General features: G+C 73.5%; 15 protein-coding genes. 11 read left to right on the top strand and 4 right to left on the bottom strand.

The genetic code is table 11. From position 1 onward, the window contains the following. Positions 1-195 precede the first annotated feature (195 nt). Both ACOJVX_RS03665 and ACOJVX_RS03670 read left to right on the top strand, forming a co-directional pair. Positions 196-903 carry a ferritin-like fold-containing protein gene (locus ACOJVX_RS03665; protein ID WP_026417271.1) on the top strand — a complete coding sequence of 236 codons (708 nt, stop codon included), beginning with the start codon at positions 196-198 and terminating at the stop codon, positions 901-903. 186 nt (positions 904-1,089) lie between these two features. Continuing rightward, positions 1,090-1,317 (top strand): DUF3107 domain-containing protein, encoded by a 228-nt coding sequence (locus ACOJVX_RS03670; protein WP_026417270.1) that lies wholly within the window; start codon positions 1,090-1,092, stop codon positions 1,315-1,317. Positions 1,318-1,396: 79 nt separating this feature from the next. Here the strand turns inward: ACOJVX_RS03670 and ACOJVX_RS03675 are convergent, their stop codons facing one another. Continuing rightward, positions 1,397-2,032: a TetR/AcrR family transcriptional regulator gene (locus ACOJVX_RS03675; RefSeq protein ID WP_026417269.1), complete on the bottom strand. Its 636-nt coding sequence runs from the start codon at positions 2,030-2,032 to the stop codon at positions 1,397-1,399. A 193-nt stretch (positions 2,033-2,225) separates the two neighbouring features. Here ACOJVX_RS03675 and ACOJVX_RS03680 point away from each other — a divergent pair, with 193 nt between their 5' ends. The 4 genes from ACOJVX_RS03680 (at position 2,226) to ACOJVX_RS03695 (ending at position 6,772) form a co-directional block, all read left to right on the top strand. Continuing rightward, complete coding sequence (locus ACOJVX_RS03680) at positions 2,226-3,404, top strand: alpha/beta fold hydrolase (protein ID WP_026417268.1); 1,179 nt, start codon at positions 2,226-2,228, stop codon at positions 3,402-3,404. Between the two features lie 27 nt (positions 3,405-3,431). After that, on the top strand, positions 3,432-4,535 hold the full coding sequence (locus tag ACOJVX_RS03685; protein WP_418154082.1) for a DUF3152 domain-containing protein: 1,104 nt from the start codon (positions 3,432-3,434) through the stop codon (positions 4,533-4,535). 178 nt (positions 4,536-4,713) lie between these two features. Further along, entirely contained in the window at positions 4,714-5,883 is a 1,170-nt protein-coding gene (gene moeZ / locus ACOJVX_RS03690) for an adenylyltransferase/sulfurtransferase MoeZ (protein WP_026417267.1), read from the top strand. Between the two features lie 91 nt (positions 5,884-5,974). After that, on the top strand, positions 5,975-6,772 hold the full coding sequence (locus ACOJVX_RS03695) for a TIGR02569 family protein (protein WP_211237449.1): 798 nt from the start codon (positions 5,975-5,977) through the stop codon (positions 6,770-6,772). Positions 6,773-6,794: 22 nt separating this feature from the next. Here ACOJVX_RS03695 and ACOJVX_RS03700 read toward each other — a convergent pair whose 3' ends face one another. Then, positions 6,795-7,592, bottom strand: a complete 798-nt coding sequence (locus ACOJVX_RS03700; protein ID WP_103055725.1) for an SAM-dependent methyltransferase — start codon at positions 7,590-7,592, stop codon at positions 6,795-6,797. A gap of 177 nt (positions 7,593-7,769) precedes the next feature. Here ACOJVX_RS03700 and ACOJVX_RS03705 point away from each other — a divergent pair, with 177 nt between their 5' ends. Then, positions 7,770-8,612 carry a uroporphyrinogen-III synthase gene (locus ACOJVX_RS03705; RefSeq protein WP_422647251.1) on the top strand — a complete coding sequence of 281 codons (843 nt, stop codon included), beginning with the start codon at positions 7,770-7,772 and terminating at the stop codon, positions 8,610-8,612. A gap of 105 nt (positions 8,613-8,717) precedes the next feature. On the opposite strand, the gene ACOJVX_RS03710 is transcribed toward ACOJVX_RS03705, so the two are convergent. Then, positions 8,718-9,035: an MGMT family protein gene (locus ACOJVX_RS03710; RefSeq protein ID WP_418154069.1), complete on the bottom strand. Its 318-nt coding sequence runs from the start codon at positions 9,033-9,035 to the stop codon at positions 8,718-8,720. A 134-nt stretch (positions 9,036-9,169) separates the two neighbouring features. Here ACOJVX_RS03710 and ACOJVX_RS03715 point away from each other — a divergent pair, with 134 nt between their 5' ends. The 3 genes from ACOJVX_RS03715 (at position 9,170) to ACOJVX_RS03725 (ending at position 16,759) form a co-directional block, all read left to right on the top strand. Then, positions 9,170-12,532, top strand: coding sequence for an ATP-dependent helicase (locus tag ACOJVX_RS03715; protein WP_422647252.1), 3,363 nt, complete (start codon positions 9,170-9,172; stop codon positions 12,530-12,532). Positions 12,533-12,617: 85 nt separating this feature from the next. Continuing rightward, the gene (locus tag ACOJVX_RS03720) at positions 12,618-16,088 is read left to right on the top strand and encodes an ATP-dependent helicase (protein WP_418154071.1); all 3,471 of its coding nucleotides are present in this window, start codon (positions 12,618-12,620) and stop codon (positions 16,086-16,088) included. 50 nt (positions 16,089-16,138) lie between these two features. Continuing rightward, positions 16,139-16,759 carry a hypothetical protein gene (locus ACOJVX_RS03725; RefSeq protein WP_026417260.1) on the top strand — a complete coding sequence of 207 codons (621 nt, stop codon included), beginning with the start codon at positions 16,139-16,141 and terminating at the stop codon, positions 16,757-16,759. 628 nt (positions 16,760-17,387) lie between these two features. Here the strand turns inward: ACOJVX_RS03725 and ACOJVX_RS03730 are convergent. After that, positions 17,388-17,912 (bottom strand): hypothetical protein, encoded by a 525-nt coding sequence (locus tag ACOJVX_RS03730; protein ID WP_026417258.1) that lies wholly within the window; start codon positions 17,910-17,912, stop codon positions 17,388-17,390. A 325-nt stretch (positions 17,913-18,237) separates the two neighbouring features. Here ACOJVX_RS03730 and ACOJVX_RS03735 point away from each other — a divergent pair, with 325 nt between their 5' ends. Beyond that, positions 18,238-19,338 (top strand): potassium channel family protein, encoded by a 1,101-nt coding sequence (locus tag ACOJVX_RS03735; protein WP_026417257.1) that lies wholly within the window; start codon positions 18,238-18,240, stop codon positions 19,336-19,338. The last annotated feature ends 49 nt before the right edge of the window (positions 19,339-19,387 follow it).

Consider the following 19,387-nt stretch of genomic DNA (forward strand, 5'->3'; position numbering starts at 1 on the left):
CCGCGCGAGGGACCGGCTGGCTGGCGGTGCGCGATGACCGGCACATGCATCACCGTCAGGTTACCCCGAGAGGGCAACCAACCCCAGTACGCCGGACCCGAGTCCTGGTCGCGTCGCTCACAGGGCCGCCCTCCGGGGGCCGCGGACCGCCGCGCGGGTGGGAAAGCGGGGACCCCGCGACTAGGCTCCGCGACCATGACCACGTCTGATCGGCCCGCCCCCGAGCAGGGGGACGTCCGCACCGACCGAGGACCCGACGCCACCCCGGTAGCGGACGGGGTCGTCGACCTGCTGGGGGTGCTGGCCTACGGGGAACTGTCGGCCTTCGACCGGCTGGCCGAGGACGCCAGAACCGCGCCGACGTTGGCGGGACGGGCGGCGCTCGCGAACATGGCCGCCGCGGAGATGGGGCACTACCGGCGCCTGGAGGAGCACCTGGGGACGGTGGGCGTCCCCATCGAGGACGCGATGCGGCCCTTCGCGAAGCCCTTCGACGACTTCCACACCTCCACGGCCCCCCGGTCCTGGCTGGAGTCCCTGGTCAAGGCCTACGTGGGTGACGGCCTCGCCGCCGACTTCTACCGCGAGGTGGCGAACTGGCTCGACCCCCGCACCCGGGACCTCGTCCTGGAGGTGCTGGCCGACACCGGGTACTCGGCCTTCGCGGAACGCGAGGTCCGGGCGGCCTGCGAAGGGGACCGGTCGCTGCGCGACCGCCTCACCCTCTGGGCCCGCCGCCTGCTGGGGGAGGCCGTCACCCAGGCGCAGCGGGTGGCCGCCGAGCGGGACGGGCTCACGGAGCTGGTCATCCGGGGGTCGGGGGACCTGGCGGGCATCGGTGCGTTGCTGCGACGTCTCCAGACCACCCACACCAAGCGGATGGGAGCGTTGGGCCTGGGGTGAGGCCTGGCCGCGACGCCCGGCGCCAGCCGGGGTCCAGGGGGTGGTCGTGGCCCTGGCCGCGAGGCGGGAACAGCGGGGCCGCCGGCCCGACCCGGCCGCCCTCCCGACGAACGGGTGCGCGCCGGGCGGACCGCGAATTCCATTAGCCTGACCCGGTTGGTTCAGGATCGACGACCGGAGGTCGGCGTGGAGGTCAAGATCGGTGTGGCGGACAGCTCACGAGAGCTCGTCCTCACCAGCTCGCAGACACCGGACGAGGTGGAGACGGCGGTCAGCGACGCGCTGAGCGGCGAGCAGAAGCTGCTGAGCCTGGTCGATGACAAGGGGCGTCGCTTCGTCGTACCGACCGCGCGGGTCGCCTACGTCGAGATCGGCCCCGCGGACACCAGGCGGGTCGGGTTCGGCATCGCCTGATCTCGGCCGGGCCGCGTCCCAGCTCGGGGCGCGGCCCGCCCGCCGCCGGAGCGGATGAGCTGGCGACCCCCGGTGGATGTCAGGGGTGCTGGAGGGGGAAGCCGCTGATGCCGCGCCAGGCGAGGCTGGCGATCAGCTCGATCGCCTCCTCCTGGGGGACGAGCCGGTTCCTCGTCAGCCAGTAGCGCGCGGTCACCTGGCTCAGCCCCACCAGGCCCATCGCGACGAGGCTCGCGCGTTCCGGATCGAGACCGGCGTCGGCGGTGACGGCCTCGGCGATCAGCTCGACGCAGCGGGACATCGCGTGGTCGATGGTCTGCTCCACGGCCGCCTCGCCCCGGAGATCCGACTCGAAGACCAACCGGAACGACCCGTCCTCCGCGTTCACGAAGTCGAAGTACGCGGCCACGGCCGCGTGCACCCGGAGCTTGTTGTCCGTCGTCGACTCGATCGCCGTGTTCACACGGCTGACCATGTCCTCCACCTTCTGCTGGAGCAGGGCGAGGTAGAGCTCCAACTTGCCGGGGAAGTGCTGGTAGAGGACGGGTTTGCTGACGCCGGCCCTGTCGGCGATCTCGTCCATCGCCGCGGCGTGGTACCCGTTGGCGACGAACACGTCCTGCGCGGAGGCGAGGAGCTGCGCCCGCCTCTCCGTGCGGGGCAACCGGACCCCGCGGCCCGCCTGCTCCGCGGATTCGCGCGTGGTTTCCGTCATGTCTTCTCGCCTCCAGCATGTCCCGCACACCGTGCGGTGGTCCTGGCTCCGCCAGTTGCCTGACCTTACTCGCTGGTAGTCGCAGTTGTGCGGCACGGCTGCGGACGGGGCGTCACCTGTCCGAGTGGGCGGCACCCGTTCGGGCGGACTCGGTGGCGCTGCCGCCCCAGCGCTCCCTTGGCATCCTGGACGTATGACGGTGCCGACGTGGGGGGCGCTGAGCGCCCGGGTGCGGAGCCAGTTCACGGCGGCCTGGGCGCAGCTCGGCCGGTGGCAGGGTGACCGGCACCGGGAGGCGACCGCCGGTCGGGTCGACGGCCGCCGGCCGGACCCGAGGAGGTCACTGACCTGGGTGCCCATGTTCACCGGGGAGGTGCCCGCCATCGACCACCGGCGACCTCCCTGGCCAGGGCGGCAGGTCGAGGTGGGGCGCGGCCGCGTGCACGTGCGGGAGACCCCGAGCACCTCCACCGAGGAGGCGGCACCCGTCGTGTGCGTGCACGGGCTGGCCGGTTCCGCCACCAACTGGACCGATCTCGCCGGTGTGCTCGCCGTCCGGCACCCGACCCTCGCCGTGGACCTCCCCGGATTCGGCCGTTCGGAACCCCCGGCCCACTTCGGGTACGGCCTCGACGAGCACGCCGACTTCCTCGCCGAGAGCCTGCGGCGGCTCGCCGGCGGGCCGGCCCACCTCGTGGGCAACTCCTTCGGCGGACTGGTGTGCGCCGAGGTCGCCGCCCGCTGGCCCGAGCTGGTCAGCACCCTGACCCTGGTGTCACCGGCGGTGCCCGACCTGAGGCCGAACCCGGGGCGGCTCACCGAGCCCCGCTACCCCCTGACCTTCCTCCCGCTCCTCGGCCCGAGGGTGCGGCGCGCGCTGGCCAGGGTGCCCCCGGCGCGGCGCGCCGAGCAGCTGCGCCGGTTGTGCTTCGCCAGGCCGGAACTCGTGCCCACCCACCGGCTCGCCGAGCTCGCCGACGAGCTCGCGGAACTCGGCCGCAACCCCTGGGCCGGTGTCGCCATGGGGGAGACCTCGCTCAACATGGTCAGGAGCTGGTTGGCCTCGGGCGCGCGTTCGCCGTGGCGGGTGCTTCGCCGGGTGCCAGCCCCGGCGCTGGTGGTCTGGGGTGCGGAGGACCGCCTGGTCAGCGTCCGCAAGGCCACGCGTACGGCGTTGGCGCTCCCGAGGGCTCGGCTGCTCGTGCTCCCCAGGACCGGGCACGTCGCGCAGATGGAACAGCCGATGGCGGTGGGTCGAGCGGTCCTCGGGATGATCGACGCCCTGGCCGAGGACCAGTGGGAGCCCGACGGTGGGAATTCACCCACATCGACCGCCGACACCAGGGTAGGAGGAAATGTTCTCGGTGCCTGATGTGGCACGCTTTGCGGCGTGGCACCGATGAACCCCGACGCCGGTGGTCCCGGCCGCCCCCGGCCCACCTCCCGAGGATCGGACAATCGGAGGCCGGCGCGGCGGCGCCCCAGCGAGAAGCGCTACCAGCGGGACTCGAGGCGGACCACGGGAGAACCGCTTGCCGCCTCCTGGGCCCCGGAGGCCGGAGCGCGGGACGAGGACCAGGCGGACACGCCGAGGACCGTCGACGGTGGCGAGGGGAGCTCCTCAGGTCGTACCCGGTCCCGCCGGGCACCGAGCTGGCGGGTGTACGCCCTGCCCGTGCTGCTCGTCCTGACCATCATCGTCGCGGTCGACGTGGCCAGGACCCCGGGTGAGGACGCCGAGCACACGGCGGAGGAGGCCCCGAACTCCGACGCCACCGGAGGAGCGGGCGGCACCCCGGGCACGGAACCGGCGGAGCCCAGCGTCAGCTTCGACGCCAACCCGTCCTTCGACCCGGACGTCATCTCGGCGGAACTCCCGAACGGCGGCCCCTTCCCGACGACGGGCGCGGGGACCTACGACATCGTGCCGGGGCGTTCCGAGCCGGTGGGGGAAGGGGACTCCCTCCACCGCTACACCGTGGAGTACGAGGTCGGCTTCGACGTCCCCCTCGACGTGGAGGCCTACGCCAACACGGTGGAGGCCACCCTCTCCGACCCCCGCAGTTGGATCGGCAGCGAAGCCATCTCGGTGCAACGGGTGGACACCGTCGAGGAGGCCGACTTCCGGGTCATCCTGATCTCCCAGGCGCACGCCAAGCTCAAGTGCGGGGGCGGCGTCGACTTCGAGGCGTCGTGCCGCCGCCCCGAGGGGGTGTTCCTCAACGCCGCCCGCTGGGTGCGCGGGGGCCGCGCCTTCGAGGGCGCGATGGCCCAGTACCAGGCCTACCTGATCAACCACGAGGTCGGCCACTACTTCGGACACGGCCACGTCCCGTGCGACATCGACGGCGGCCTCGCGCCGGTGATGATGCAGCAGAGCTGGAGCACGAGCAACGACGAGCTGCACGAGCTGATCGAGGGAACCGGGCAGGGCGGCCAGGCCATCCCGGCGGACGGCAAGGTGTGCAAGCCCAACGGCTGGCCGCACCCGACGGTCGAGTGACCACGGCCGCCGGTGTCCGTGGCGTCCCCCGGCGTCCGCATGGCATGGACGAGGCGGAGCCACCGCCCGGTACCCCGGTGCCGTCCACTGGTTGGGACGGGAATTCCGGTGGCCTGTCCGCGCGTTCCCCGGGAGAGGCACACTGTGCCGGTCTCGCCGGTGACGAGGAGGACAGCCAATGCCAGGGGCGACGCTACCGCCGCTTGTCGAACCCGCCGAGGAACTGACCAGGGAGGAGGTCGCCCGCTACAGCAGGCACCTGATCATCCCGGACGTCGGGATGGAGGGGCAGAAGCGGCTCAAGAACGCCAGGGTGCTGGTGATCGGGGCCGGTGGCCTGGGTAGCCCGGCGCTGCTGTACCTGGCCGCGGCCGGGGTGGGCACGCTCGGCATCGTCGACTTCGACGAGGTCGACGAGTCCAATCTGCAACGGCAGATCATCCACGGCCAGTCAGACCTCGGCAAGCCCAAGGCCGAGTCGGCCCGCGAGTCGATCGCGGAGACCAACCCCTTCGTCACGGTGAACGTCCACCGCGTCCGCCTGGACTCCAGCAACGCGCTGGACATCTTCCGCGAGTACGACCTCATCCTGGACGGCACCGACAACTTCGCGACCCGCTACCTGGTCAACGACGCGGCCGTCCTGCTCGGCAAGCCCTACGTGTGGGGTTCGATCTTCCGGTTCGAGGGGCAGGTCAGCGTCTTCTGGGCGGAGCACGGACCCCAGTACCGCGATCTCTACCCGGAACCGCCGCCCCCCGGGATGGTCCCGTCCTGCGCCGAGGGCGGCGTCCTCGGCGTCCTGTGCGCCTCGATCGGCTCGGTGATGGTGACCGAGGCGATCAAGCTGATCACCGGGGTGGGCGAGACCCTGCTGGGACGCCTGATGGTGTACGACGCCCTGGAGATGAGCTACCGGACGATCCGGATCCGGCGCGACCCCAACGCCGAGCCGGTCACCGAGCTGATCGACTACGACTCCTTCTGCGGAGTCGTCCCGGAGGACGCCCAGCAGGCGGCGGCCGACCACACGATCACGCCCAGGGAGCTCAAGGAGAAGTTCGACCGGGGCGAGAAGTTCAGCCTCGTCGATGTCCGGGAGCCCCACGAGTACGAGATCGTCCGCATCCCCGGTTCGGTGCTGATCCCCAAGGACCGCATCCTGTCCGGCGAGGCCCTCTCGGAACTGCCGCAGGACCAGCCCATCGTCCTGCACTGCAAGTCCGGGATGCGGTCCGCGGAGGCACTGGCCGCGTTGCACCGGGCTGGTTTCTCCGACGCCAGCCACGTCGGGGGAGGCGTGCTCGGCTGGGCCAGGGACGTGGACCCCGGTCTGCCGACGTACTGACCACCCGGCCGGGGGTGACCCACCAGCCCCCACGCCGGGCGGACCTGGGTTTCTACCGCGTCCCGGGCCACCCACGGTAGCGTGCCTACCCGTGAGTGTGACCCCCGAGCCGCCGCCGTTGCACGTGCGTGCGGCGTTCGGTGCCAGGGATGACGAGCCGGAACCACTGGATCCGGCCGGCGTGTGGCGGTGCGGTGAGATCGTCCTCAGACCGGTGTCCAACCCGGCCGAGGCGGCGTGGGCGGCCACCATCCTCGGGGCACTGCACCCGGACGACCTGCGGCTCTCCCGGTCCGTTCGGTCCTCGGACGGGCGGTGGGTCGTGTCCGGCTGGGCGGCGTCCCGGTTCCTGACCGGGCAGCCGGAGGCCCGCCACGACGAGGTCGTCGCCGTCTCCCTCCGGTTGCACGACGCCACCGCCGGGCTCGCTCGGCCCCGGTTCCTCGACGAACGCCGTGACGTCTTCTCGGTCGCGGACCGGATGGCGTGGGGCGAGGAGGAGACCACCCTCGACCCGGACCGGGGCGGGCGGCTGTTCGAGGTGCTGCTGGGGTCCCGACGCCATTCCCGGCTCCGGGCGCAGGTGGTGCACGGCGACCTGTTCGGCAACGTCCTGTTCAGCCGGGACTCCTCGCCGGGCGTCATCGACTTCACGCCCTACTGGCGGCCGGCCGAGTGGGCCGCCGCGGTCGTGGTGGTCGACGGGCTCGCCTGGGGAGGAGCGGATCCTGGCCTGATCCGCAGGTGGTCCCACCTGCCCGAGTGGGAGCAGTCCCTGTTGCACGCCCTGTTGTTCAGGCTCGCGGTCAACGCCCTGCACCCGAGGTCCACGCCTCAGTCGCTCGCCGGGCTGGAACGAGCCACCCAGCTGGTGCTCGAGGTCCTCTGAGGACGCGCGGCCGGAGCCGCGCTCAGACCCGGGGGCGCACGCGTCCCAGACCCGCCAGCACCGGCACCGGGCACTCCTGGCTCACCTCGTCGAGGGGTGTGTCCGGCCGCCAGTCCTGCACGGGCACCACGCCGGGCGGTACCAGGTCGAGCCGATCCCAGAGGGCGTGCACGGCGGCCGCCGTCCGCAGCACCACCGGCGCCCAGGCCCCACTCGACCGGCTCCCGTCTCCGGGCCATCCCTCGCTGGTGGGATGGGCCAGCGCCAGGTAGCTGCCGTCGACCATGCGGTCCAGGTAGCCGTCGAGCACCTCCCCGATCGGTTCCGGCACGGCGGGCAGCGCGTCGGACAACAGGACGCCCAGGGGTTCGTCCGGGTCGATCACCGCCCGTGACTCCGCGTGGTCGAGCACCAGGGCCGGCGACCGGAGGTCGGTGAGGATGGCGGCGGTGTGCGGCACGAGCCGGACCATGTGCCTGGCGTGCGCCACCGTCATCGGGTCGTTGTCCACGTAGACCACCCGTGCGGGCCGGCCGCTGGCGGCGGCGATCTCGTGCACGCTGCCCACGCCGGGCAGCCCCGCGCCGAGGTCGAGGAACTGGCGCACACCCCGGCGGAGGAGGTACCGCACCGCGCGTCCCAGGAAGGAGCGGGTCTGGTGGATCGCCTGCCGGATGCCCGGGATCTCCGACTCGAGCACGTCCGCGGCCTCCCGGTCGACGGCGAAGCTGTGCGCTCCCCCGAGCAGGTGGTCGACGACGCGGGCCAGACCTGGAGCACCGAGATCAACTCGTGCCAGGTCAGGGCCATCCGAGTCCATCCAACACCCCAGTCAGCCGAACGTTGACGACGCAACCGCCGAAATCCTAGGCGGCTCACCCGCTCAGGTGAAATTTTCGATCTTCACGTGAGCGGGGTGCGCGGCGGGGTGCGCCCAGGGGTCGGAACCGGGGACGACCCCCTGTTCAGCGGGCCGAGGAGAGACGAGGATGGGCCGATGGCGCAGGACCACCGCCCGCTGCTCGGGCTGACCGTGGGGGTGACGGCGGCCCGCCGGGCCGAGGAACTGGGCGGGCTGCTGGAGCGCCGAGGAGCCCGCGTGGTGTACGGGCCGGCGATCCGCAGCGTCGCCCTCGCCGACGACGACCGGCTCGCGGCCGCGACGGATGCGGTGCTCGCCGCCCCGGTGGACCTGGTGGTGGCGATCACCGGTGTGGGTTTCCGGGGCTGGCTGGACACCGCCGAGGGCCGAGGGCGGCGCGAGGGCCTGTTGGGCCGGCTCGGAGCCGCCGAGGTGCTGGCCCGCGGGCCGAAGGCACGCGGCGCCGTCCGGGGGGCCGGCCTGCCCGATCCGTGGACGGCCGGCTCCGAGACGGTCGCCGAGGTCCTCGACGAGCTCCTCCGCCGGGACCTCGACGGTCGGCGGATCGCCGTTCAGGAGCAGGGGGAGCCGATGACCGAGTTCTGCGAGGCACTCCGTCGTCGGGGCGCCGAGGTCATCCCGGTCGGTGTCTACCGGTGGACCGACCCGGAGGACGTCGGCCCCCTCGACTCGCTGATCGACGCGGTGGCCCGGGCCGAGGTCCACGCCCTGACCTTCACCAGTGCCCCGGCCGCCACCAACCTGCTCCGCCGGGCCGAGCGGACCGGCAGGGGCGAGCCGCTCCGCCGAGCGCTGCGCACCTCGTGCCTCGTGGCCTGCGTGGGTCCGGTCACCGCGGCACCCCTCGAACGGGAGGGGCTGCCCGTCCGCACCCCGGACCGGCCCAGGACCGGGGCGCTCGCGCGCCAGCTGGAACGGGAACTCCCAGAGTTCGTCGCCGCGCTGGGCGCCGGTTGATCCCGCCGCGCGCCCGGCGGCCCGGTGCCTCGACCGGACACGACACCGAACGGGGTGGGGGAGAGCCCCGTCAGTCCCGGGGCCCCCGTCAGTCCCGGAGCCCGGTCATTCCCAGAGCCCCGACTGGCCCGGGGGCGCCGGCCGCCACCGGTACTGGCGCATGTCCACCCGCCGGTCCCGGGCGGCGACGCCCTCGGCCCGCAGCCGCTCGAGCTGACGACCGGCGAGGTGGGAGGCGACGGTCCCGTCCGAACGCAGCACGCGGTGCCACGGCAGGTCCGCGCCGTCCTCGGACAGGATCCGTCCCACCAGCCTCGGGGAGGGCGCACCCGCGAGCTCGGCCACATCGCCGTAACCGAGCACGCGTCCGGCGGGGATCGACCGGACCACCTCGCGGACCCGCTCCACCAGTTCGTCGTTCACCCGGTCTGCCTACCACAGGGGCCGGCGCCGCCATCGGGGCAGGAACTCCGGACGGCGGCGCCCGGACCACGTCACGCGCCCGACACGCCGACGCGGGTGTCACCGGCGTCGGGGTGTCGTGGTTGCATCGGGGTATGAGCGCGCCAGCAGCCTCCCTGGTCCGTGCCCGCCGGCACGACGGCACGCCGCACCGGTGGGACCAGGCGGCGCTGCGGGTCCTCCACCACGGATCCGGCCTGCTCCGCGTGCTGGGCGGACCGGGCACCGGGAAGACCACCTTGCTCGCCGAGGCCGCCGCCCACCGGATCCTGTCCGGGAGCGATCCGGAAAGCGTGCTGGTGCTGACCTCGGGGCGGCGGGCCGCCTCGGAGTTGCGGACCCGGATCACCGGCCTGGTCGCGTCCCGGTCCGGGCAGGCGGGTTCGCCGGTGACGGTGCGGGAGCCGATGGTGCGCACCGTCCACTCCTACGCCTTCGGCATCCTGCGTCGTGAGGCGCTCCTCGTCGGTGCCCCACCGCCTCGGTTGCTGTCGGGCCCCGACCAGGACGCGGTGATCCGTGACCTGCTCGCCGGCGATGTGGGCGCCGGAGCGACGAACTGGCCGGCGCACCTCCGGCCGGCGCTGCTGCTCCCCGGCTTCGCGGCCGAACTCCGCGACCTGCTGCTGCGCGCCGCCGAACGCGGCCTCGGCCCCGAGGACCTGGCCGAGCTGGGGGAACGGCACGGCGTTCGGGAGTGGGTCGCGGCCGGGCGGTTCGGGGAGCAGTACGAACAGGTGAACCTGCTGCGCGCCGCGTCGGGGAGCGCGTCGCCGCAGGCGGCACCGGCGATGGACGCGGCGGAACTCGTCTCCAGCGCCCTGGGCGCGCTGGGGGCGGACGAGGAACTCCTCGCGACCGAACGGGCCAGGGTTCACCACCTGTTCGTCGATGACGCCCAGCACCTGGACCCGCTCCAGTACCGCCTCGTCCGGGAGGTGGGTGACGGCGCGCGGGAGCTCGTGCTGGCCGGCGACCCCGACCAGACGGTCTTCTCGTTCCGAGGCGCCGATCCCCGCGGACTGCTGGACGCGGACCCGGACGGGCGACGCACCACCGTCCTCACCACCGACCACCGGATGGCTCCCGCCGTCCGGGAGGCGGTGCGCAGACTGGCGGCGAGGCTCCCCGGTACCGGGCCGCAGCGCGACCTGCGCGGGCCCGCCGAGGCGGACACCGACGGCGGGGGCGATCAGGAGGTCCCCGCCCGCGAGGCGACCGACGGTGCACCGCGCGCGTCCCGCACCTCACCGGCGCCGTCGCGGGCACCCTCCGGGACCGACACCGACACCGACACCGGGAGCGTGCGGGTCCGGGTGCTGGGCACCGCCGCGCAGGAGGCCACCTGGATCGCGGACGAGTTCCGGCGGGCACACCTCCTTGACGGCGTCCCGTGGTCCAGCATGGCCGTCGTGGTGCGCTCGGCCACCCGAGCGCTGCCCGTGCTGCGGCGCTCACTCGCCGCCGCCGGGGTTCCGTTGGCCATGTCCGCCAGTGAGGTCCCCCTCGCCCAACAGCACGCGGTCCGCCCCCTCGTCGAGGTGCTGCGCTGCGCCGGTGACCCTGACGCGCTCACCGAGGACACGGCCACGTACCTGCTGGGATCGCAGCTGGGCGGAGCCGACCCGCTGACGATGAAGCGGGTCCGACGTGAACTGCGCCGGCTCGCCACCGCCGCCGGGGTGGAACGGCCCTCGGGCGAACTCCTCGTCGAGGCGCTTCTCGACCGGGACTCCCTGGTCGGGCTGGACGAGCGCACCTCGGCCCCGGTCCACGCCGTCGCCGAGGTGCTGGGCGCGGCCAGGACGGCGGTCGCCGACGGGGCCAACGTCGAGGAGGCGCTGTGGCGGGCCTGGGAGGCGAGCGGGCTGCAGGAACGGTGGCTCGCCTGGTCCCGCCGGTCCGGTCCGGTGGGGGCCCAGGCCGACCGGGACCTCGACGCCGTCCTGGCCCTCTTCGACGCCGCCGCGCGCTTCACCCACCGCAGCGTCGGCAAGGGGCCGGCCGCGTTCGCGGAGGAGCTGATCGACCAGCAGATCGTCGGCGACTCCCTCGCGCCCACCGCGCCGACGGGGGAGGCGGTGAGCGTGCTCACCGCGCACGCCGCAGCCGGGAGGGAGTGGACGGTGGTCGCCGTCCCCGGCGTGCAGGAGGGGACCTGGCCGGACCTCCGGCAGCGGGGCTCGCTCCTGCGCGTCGAACGGCTCGTCGACCTCCTGGCCGGGCTGCCCCTCGACGTCCCGGTGTCCCCCACCGCCCCCCTGTTGGCCGAGGAACGTCGGTTGCTGCTGCTGGCGGCGAGCCGGGCGACCCGCACCCTGCTCGTCAGCGCGGTGCGGGGGGAGGACCAACAACCCTCCCGGTTCCTCGACGAGGTGGACGGGACGGACACCGACGCGGACCAGGAGGGGAAGCGCCAGCTGTTCCGGCCTCCCCGCGGCCTCGGACTGGCCGAACTCGTCGCCGAACTCCGGAGCGTGGTCTGCGCTCCGGTAGCGGAGGACGAGGACCCGGACCGGCGTGACCGGGCGGCGGCCGCCCTCGCCGAACTCGCCGTGGCCGGGGTCCCCGGAGCGGACCCCGCCTCCTGGTACGGGCTCGGAGCACCCTCCACGGACGACCCGTTGTGGCCCGACGGCGAGGCGCTGCGCGTCTCCCCCTCCACCGTGGACGTCCTGACCCGGTGCCCGTTGCGCTGGGTGGTGGAACGCCACGGGGGGCAGGACGAGGCGCAGCTGGCCTCGGTGACGGGAACCCTGGTGCACGCCCTGGTCGAACGGGCGGCGACGGGGGCCACGCCGGACGAGTTGCGGGCGGAGCTGGACCGGGCCTGGGAGTCGGTCGACGCGGGCGCGCCCTGGTTCTCCCGACGTGAACGCCGCCGGGTCGAGGCGATGCTCGACTCGTTCCTGGCCTGGTTCACCAGCAGCCGCGCCGAACTCACGCAGGTGGCGGTGGAACACCCGATGGACCTCAAGATCCCCCCGGAACGACCGGGCGGGGCGTGGCTGCTCGTCCGGGGCCGGGTCGACCGGCTCGACGTCGACGCCGACGGCCGTCCCGTCGTGGTGGACATCAAGACCGCTCGGGCCGCCGTCACCGCGAAGGTGGCCGAGGGGCATCCGCAGTTGGCCGTCTACCAGCTCGCGGCGGCCCTGGGTGCCTTCAGCGAGTTCGGCGCGGCGGACGACGACGAGACCGGGGGACGCGTCGTCCCCCCCGGTGGCGCGCGCCTGCTCTACGTGGCCAAACCGGACGCCAGATCCGGCTCCGCGACGGAACGGACCCAGCGACCGCTGGACGACGAGGGCGTCCGCCAGTGGCTGGGCACCGTCCGCGCGGCCGGGGAGGCCAGCCGTGGCCCGCGCTACGACGTCAACGAGAGCGAGGACTGCGACCGGTGCCCCGCGCGGTTCAGCTGTCCCCTCCACCCCTCCGGCCGCCAGGTCGGGGAGTGACGGCACCCCGTCCCGCGCTGGGGCAGGTGCCCGCGAGACGGGGAGTCGGCGTGAGGAGCTCGCGCCCGGGGTCCAGAATCGGGCTATGACGGTCACGGCGGAACGCGGCAGCGACCTGATCGGACCGGTGGAGCTGGCCCGCGAACTCGGGCTGGCCGTTCCCACCCCCGAACAGGTCGCCGTCATCGCGGCCCCGGTCGAACCCGCCCTGGTGATCGCCGGTGCCGGGGCCGGGAAGACGGAGACGATGGCCGCGAGGGTGGTGTGGCTCGTCGCCAACGGCATCGTCGCCCCGGAGCGCGTCCTCGGGCTGACCTTCACCCGGAAGGCCGCCGGACAGCTGGGTGACCGGGTGCGGGCCCGGCTGCGGCGGTTGGCCGCCTCGCCGCTGCTGGACCGCCTCGACCCGGGCGGGCAACGCAGGGCCGCGCTCCTGGCCTGCGACCCGACGGTCCTCACCTACCACGCCTACGCCGGGAGGCTGGTCGCCGAGCACGGTCTGCGGGTCCCGGTCGAACCGGGAGCCCGTCCGCTCACCGAGACCGCGGCCTGGCAGCTCGCGCACCGGGTCGTCTCCACCTGGACGGAGGACATCGACACCGACAAGGTCCCCGCGACCATCACCAACCTGGTGCTGGACCTGTCGGGAGAACTCGCCGAGCACCTCGTGGACCCCGACGACCTCGTCCGCTGGACGACCCGCTTCCTGGACGCGGTGGAGAACGCCCCGCGCGCGGCGCGGCAACGCGCCGGACTGCCCAAGGACCTCCAGCGGATCCTGGCCACCCAACGGCTCCGGGTCGCCCTGCTGCCCCTGCTCGCCGACTACGCCCGCCGGAAGCGGCGGGCGGGTGCCGTCGACTTCGCCGACCAGATGTCGCTGGCGGCGCGCCTGGCCACCGACCACCCGGAGGTCGTCTCCGGCGAGCGGTCGAGGTTCGGCGCCGTCCTGCTCGACGAGTACCAGGACACCGGGCACGCCCAGCGCGTCCTGTTGCGAGCGCTGTTCGGCGGGGCGGCCCCGATGCCGGTGACCGCCGTGGGGGACCCTGTCCAGGCGATCTACGGGTGGCGGGGCGCGAGCGCCGCGAACCTGCCCAGGTTCGCCAGCGACTTCCCCCGCCTCGACCAGCACGGCGGGGCAGGCCCCGCGCGGCAGCACCACCTGCTCACCAGTTTCCGCAACCCGCCCGAGGTGCTCGACCTCGCCAACGCGATCTCCGAGCCCCTGCGGGGCGGCGCGTCGAGTGCCGGGCCCAGGAACGGGACCGACGCGGACGGGGCGCTCCCGGCGCTGCGGGTCCCCCGGCTGCGCCCCCGCGCCGACGCCGGTCCCGGTGCCGTCAGCGTCGCCCTCACCGAGGACGTCCGGGCCGAACGGGAGTGGGTGGCCAACCGGATCGGCGAGGAGTGGGAACGGTCGGTCGCCGAGACGGGGGCGCCGCCGACCGCCGCGGTGTTGGTGCGGCGGCGGGCCGACATGGCCGGGATCGCAGCGGCGTTGCGCGCTCGGGGGCTTCCGGTCGAGGTGGTGGGCCTGGGCGGTCTGCTGGACGAACCCGAGGTGCGCGAACTGGTGAGCGCGCTGCGCGTCCTGGTCGACCCCCTCGCGGGGACCTCGGCGGCGCGGCTGCTCACCGGATCGCGGTGGCGGCTGGGCGCGGCCGACCTGGCCGCCCTGTGGCGGCGCGCGCGCTCCCTTGGTGGGGAACAGGCGACGGCCGGGACCGCGACGGCGTCCTCGGGCGCCGGGGCCGAGGACGGGTCCGACGGTTCCCGGCGGGAGGGGGACGCGGGGGACGGCGGCCCATCGCTGGTCGGCGCCGCGGAGTCGGCGGAGCGCACCGGGCTGGTGGACGCGGTCGACGATCCCGGACCGCCGGGTCAGTACTCGCGGGAGGGGTACCGGAGGATTCGCGGGTTCGGCTCGGAACTGGCGGCGCTGCGGCGCCGGCTGGACCAGCCGCTGCCCGACCTGGTCGCCGACGTGGAACGCACGTTGCTGCTCGACATCGAGGGGCTGGCCAGACTGGACCGGGCCGGCCGCGCCCACCTCGACGCCTTCGCCGGCGTGGTGGCCGAGTTCGCCTCCGCCAGCCCCTCGGCGACGCTCCCCTCGCTGATCGACTACCTCCGTACCGCCGAACACGCGGAGGACGGCCTGGAGCCAGGCGAGATCGAGGTCGCGGAGGACCGGGTGCAGGTCGTGACCGCGCACTCGGCCAAGGGGCTCGAGTGGGAGGTCGTCGCCGTGCCGCACCTCGTGCGCACGGTCTTCCCCGGCGCGAGGAGGTCCACGAGCTGGTTGGGTTCGGTGTCGGAGCTGCCCGCCGAGTTGCGCGGCGACGCGGCCGATCTCCCCCGGTTGGCGCTCGCGGGCTGTTCGGACCGCAAGCAGGTGGCTGAGGAGTTGGCGCGGCACGCGGAGGAGTTCGAGGAGCGCCGGCTCACCGAGGAACGCCGGCTCTGCTACGTCGCGCTGACGCGGTCGGAGCGGGTCCTGCTGGTGTCCGGGCACTGGTGGGGCGAGACCGGGGCTGCGCCCAGGGGCCCCTCGGAGTTCCTGGAGGAGGTGCTGGCCGCCGTCGTCGGTGACGGCCGGGCCGGCGGGGACTCGCCGGTGGGGGTGTACCCGGGCGGGCGCGTCGAGGGGTGGGCTCCCCCACCGGAGCGGGATGACGTCAACCCGCTCACCTCCGAGGGGCGGACCGACGTCTGGCCGAGCGACCCGCTCGGTGACCGCCGCCCGGTCGTGGCGGCGGGCGCGGAGCTGGTGCGCCGGAAGATGGGTTCGTTCAGGAGGGCGGGGCACGCCTCCATCGGGGAGGACGGGCGGGCCGGCCCTCCCGCGTCCCGGATCGACCCCGTCCACGACCCCGAGGGGTGGCACCGGGACGTCCGGGTGCTGCTCGCGGAGCGGGCCGCGGCCGGGACCCGCCGCGAGGAGGTGCGGCTGCCCGGGCAGTTGTCGGTCAGCCAGCTCGTCGAGCTGGCCGCCGACCCCGAGGAGCTGGCGGCCAGGCTGCGCCGACCGCTTCCCCGGAAGCCGGACCGGCACGCCCGGCGGGGCACGACCTTCCACGAGTGGTTGGAGCAGCGGTTCGGCGCGACCAGGCTGCTGGACGTGGACGACCTCCCGGGGGCCTCGGACGAGGAGCTGCTGGAGACGGGCCTGGAGGACCTCCAGGCGGCGTTCCTCGACAGCGACTGGGCCGCTCGTACGCCGGCCGAGGTCGAGGTCCCGTTCGAGACCACGGTCGACGGGGTGGTGGTGCGAGGGCGGATGGACGCCGTGTTCGCCGACGAGGATGGGGGGTGGACCGTCGTGGACTGGAAGACGGGGCGGGCGCCGGCTCCCGACCGGGTGCCGGCGCTGGCGGTCCAGCTCGCCGCGTACCGGCTCGCGTGGGCCGCGTTGACCGGTTCGCCACTGGATCGGGTTAGGGCGGCGTTCCACTTCGTACCCGAGAACAGGACCCTGCGACCTGCGGATCTGTTGGACGTTGACGGCCTCCGGGACCTGGTGCGCAAAATCCCTTCTTCGGGTGACACCTGATCGAGTGGCGGTCCTTGTACCCCGGGCGTTTCCTCGCGACGATGCCCGCGATGTCGGAAAATACGCACTGGAAGCTGGCCACGTCTCCCACGACGGAGGTCCAGGTCGCAGAGGATGTTGTGGCGCTCAAGGCGCCCCTGGTTCGTGTTGACCGGGACGAGGACGGCACCTGGTCGTTCTTCGGTCCCGGCAGTGACGAGACGTCCACCCGGTCCACCACCCTCGGCGGTGTGGTGGACGCGTGGCCGCACGTCGCAGGGCTCACTGATCTGAACAACGGCAGCTCGGCCGTGTGGCACTGGGCCCAGCACGGCTGGGCCGTGGGCGGCGGCTGCACCTGCGGTCAGTGCAGTGACCCGGTCGCGGCGGACCTCGACCGGCAGTCCTGGCCGGACGCGCTGCCGCCCAACCGGCCGGTGCTCGTCGAGCGCAGGGTGCTCTCCGGTGAGGTCCGGTTGTCCGATCTCCGGCAGGAGGACGGGAACCTGCTCGTCCTGGGGCCGGGTGAGCAACAGCGGACAGCGGAGGAGATGGTGGCCATCGCCATCGTCGATGTCGTCCGCCGGTGGCCGCACAGCATGCACGCGTTGCGCGCGCTCCAGGAGGGCCGGGGGATGGAGTGGAATCCCGAGGCGCTGAACTGGCAGGAGTACGAGCTGGTCCCGGCCTGATCGGCCTCGTGGCGGCGGTGGGGAGGACGGAGCGGGGGAGAGTTCCCCGCACCGACGTCCCCTTCCCTGTCGGGGGCTCCACCGCCCAGTTCCGTTACCCGTGCCGACGGTGTGGACGGGACGGACGCGGTATCCCTCCCGGGTTCCCGGGAGTGCCGAGGTGCCCGGGCCACGGCCCGGCGCACTGCCTGTCGATCCCACGACGGGCACCGTCAGGCACGGTCGACGAAGCCCGCGCCTCCCGGCGCCCCTCGGATCCCGAGAAGTGCCGCGCACCAGTGCCGACGGCCGGCGGTGGCCGCCCGCGCCCCAGCTCGGGTGACGTCGGCCGGTTGGCCCACCCAGGGCGGGCGACGGCGGTACCACTCGGCTTGCGCGTGGCCGGATCCGGTGGACGCCACCATCCCGCGGCGGTCGCCGCTCGACGGGACGGGCGCCTCGCCGCGCCAGGGGCCCGGATCCCAGGGCTGCTGACCGACACCGTGTGCGGCGTGGGCCGACGCGGCGAGCGGGACAGGTGGACGGCGTGCGACGCGGTCCCCGTTCCCATCACGGACCGGAGTTCGCCGGAGGGCACCGCCGACCACCCGGCGGAACACCGGGGATCCGGGAGGCGGGTGGGGGCTCCTCAGCGCGGGGGTGACAGCACGCTGGTCATGACCCGGTGGTAGAGCAGTTCGAGCAGCCAGCGTCCGAAGACCGAACCCCCGAACTCCTGGGACCTGTCCTCCGGGCTGATCGCGACGGAGGCGTCCCCCTCCTCGTCGATCGTGACGACGCCGATCCCGTAGAAGTCCAGCTCGACGAGCGGCCAGGGGTCGGAGGTCTGGCTGGACGGCAGCACGACGGCGCACGGGGCGAGCGTCATCAGCGTGCCGCAGGACCGCAACGCCCTGCCGGCCCGGGACTCCGTGACCAGGACCCCGACGAGGTCCACCGCGGGCACCGGGATCTGGTCGTGCAGTGTCGGCTCGAACCACGAACGGAACCAGGAAGGGTCGGGTTCCGGGGGCCAGCCGTTCTCCATCCGCCAGCGGTGCACGTCTTCGCGCACCCGTACCAGGGCGGAGACGCGCTGGCCGAGAACGGAAACCTCGGTGATGAGCTGACCGCGCCAACCGAGCGCAGTGGCAGCCTGCTGGAGTGACGGCACCCCTACATCTAATCACCTGTGCTGGCGATGTCGTTACAGCGCGTCTGAATCTTTATCCAACAGCGGCTCAACTCTTCATCGAACGAGGACAGGGAGCCACTCGAAATCGCTGGTACGCATTCTCCTCGACAGCGCTGCGCACATTCTCGACTACCCGGTAAATCCGTTCTTTCACCAGGTCGCGACGGGGTGTCCTGTCAGTACGGCGGCCGCGACCGCCCTACGGTGGTCGAGCGGAGATCCCGCCCGACGGCGCCGGTTCCCCGGCCGGCGCCCACTTCGGCGGGTCGACCACGACGGGATGCGAGAGGCCGTGAGGGCGAGCATGCGGGCCGCGTGGCGGGGAGTGAGGCGCCCGGAGCGGCTACTCGCCGCGAAACCGGACAATCTGGTCGGCATCATTCGAATGCCCCACGCCGGCGTGAGTCCGCTGCGGTCGATCGCTCGCCGCCTCGTCGTCGCACTCGCGGCACTGCTCGTCTCCGTGGCACTGGTCTACGTCGAGCGGGACGGCTACCTCGACTTCACCGGCGGTGGTCTGTCCCTGCTGGACTGCTTCTACTACGCGAGCGTGTCCCTGTCCACGACGGGGTACGGCGACATCGTGCCGGTCTCCCCAGGGGCGCGACTGGTGAACGTCGTCGTCATCACCCCGCTCCGCGTGCTCTTCCTCATCATTCTCGTCGGCACCACGCTGGAGGTCCTCACCGAGCGGTCCCGGCAGACCCTGAGAATCCAACGCTGGAGGTCGCGGGTGAAGGACCACGTCGTCATCATCGGATACGGGACCAAGGGCAGGTCCGCGATCGCGGCCCTGATGAACGACGGCGTCGACGTGTCGGAACTCGTCGTCGTCGACACCGACCCCCGGGTGCTGGAAAGCGCCGAGGCGCACGGGCTGGTGGCCGTGCACGGGTCCGGCACCCGGTCGGACGTGCTCCGCATGGCCGAGGTCCATCGAGCCCGGTCCGTCGTGATCGCGCCGGACCGCGACGACGCCGCCGTCCTGATGACCCTGACCACCCGCGAGCTCGCGCCCCACGCGCAGGTGGTGGTGGCGGTGCGCGAGTCCGAGAACGTCCACCTGCTCCGGCAGTCCGGTGCGGACTCCGTCGTGGTGTCCAGCGAGACCGCCGGCAGGCTGCTGGGCATGGCGACCCTGTCGCCCTCCCTGGTCGACCTCTTCGAGACGATCATCAGCTCCGACGCGGAGGTCGTGTTGGCCGAGAGAGCCCTCACCCCGGACGAGTACGGGCGGTCCCCCCGGGACATCACCGGACCGGTGCTCGCCGTCGTGCGCGACGCCGGACTGGTCCCCGTCGACTCGCCGGAGGCGGCGGTGCTCCGCCCCGCGGACCGGGTGATCTACCTGCGCGACGGCGGGTCGGGCCAGGCGCGGCCGCCCGGCGACGGCGGGCAGGGCTGAACACCGGGTCGACTCGGCCGACGGGACACACACCCGGCGCACACCGAGC

The organism is Actinoalloteichus caeruleus (assembly GCF_049311605.1).
GTDB lineage: Bacteria > Actinomycetota > Actinomycetes > Mycobacteriales > Pseudonocardiaceae > Actinoalloteichus_B > Actinoalloteichus_B caeruleus.

Bases quoted from the DNA above. Each gene is read 5' to 3' on its own strand.
- ACOJVX_RS03700 (WP_103055725.1), bottom strand. From the start codon at position 7,592: ATGGACTCGGATGGCCCTGACCTGGCACGAGTTGATCTCGGTGCTCCA.
- ACOJVX_RS03665 (WP_026417271.1), top strand. From the start codon at position 196: ATGACCACGTCTGATCGGCCCGCCCCCGAGCAGGGGGACGTCCGCACC.
- ACOJVX_RS03675 (WP_026417269.1), bottom strand. From the start codon at position 2,032: ATGACGGAAACCACGCGCGAATCCGCGGAGCAGGCGGGCCGCGGGGTC.
- ACOJVX_RS03735 (WP_026417257.1), top strand. From the start codon at position 18,238: ATGCGGGCCGCGTGGCGGGGAGTGAGGCGCCCGGAGCGGCTACTCGCC.
- ACOJVX_RS03680 (WP_026417268.1), top strand. From the start codon at position 2,226: ATGACGGTGCCGACGTGGGGGGCGCTGAGCGCCCGGGTGCGGAGCCAG.
- moeZ (WP_026417267.1), top strand. From the start codon at position 4,714: ATGCCAGGGGCGACGCTACCGCCGCTTGTCGAACCCGCCGAGGAACTG.
- ACOJVX_RS03725 (WP_026417260.1), top strand. From the start codon at position 16,139: ATGTCGGAAAATACGCACTGGAAGCTGGCCACGTCTCCCACGACGGAG.
- ACOJVX_RS03685 (WP_418154082.1), top strand. From the start codon at position 3,432: ATGAACCCCGACGCCGGTGGTCCCGGCCGCCCCCGGCCCACCTCCCGA.
- ACOJVX_RS03720 (WP_418154071.1), top strand. From the start codon at position 12,618: ATGACGGTCACGGCGGAACGCGGCAGCGACCTGATCGGACCGGTGGAG.
- ACOJVX_RS03715 (WP_422647252.1), top strand. From the start codon at position 9,170: ATGAGCGCGCCAGCAGCCTCCCTGGTCCGTGCCCGCCGGCACGACGGC.
- ACOJVX_RS03705 (WP_422647251.1), top strand. From the start codon at position 7,770: ATGGCGCAGGACCACCGCCCGCTGCTCGGGCTGACCGTGGGGGTGACG.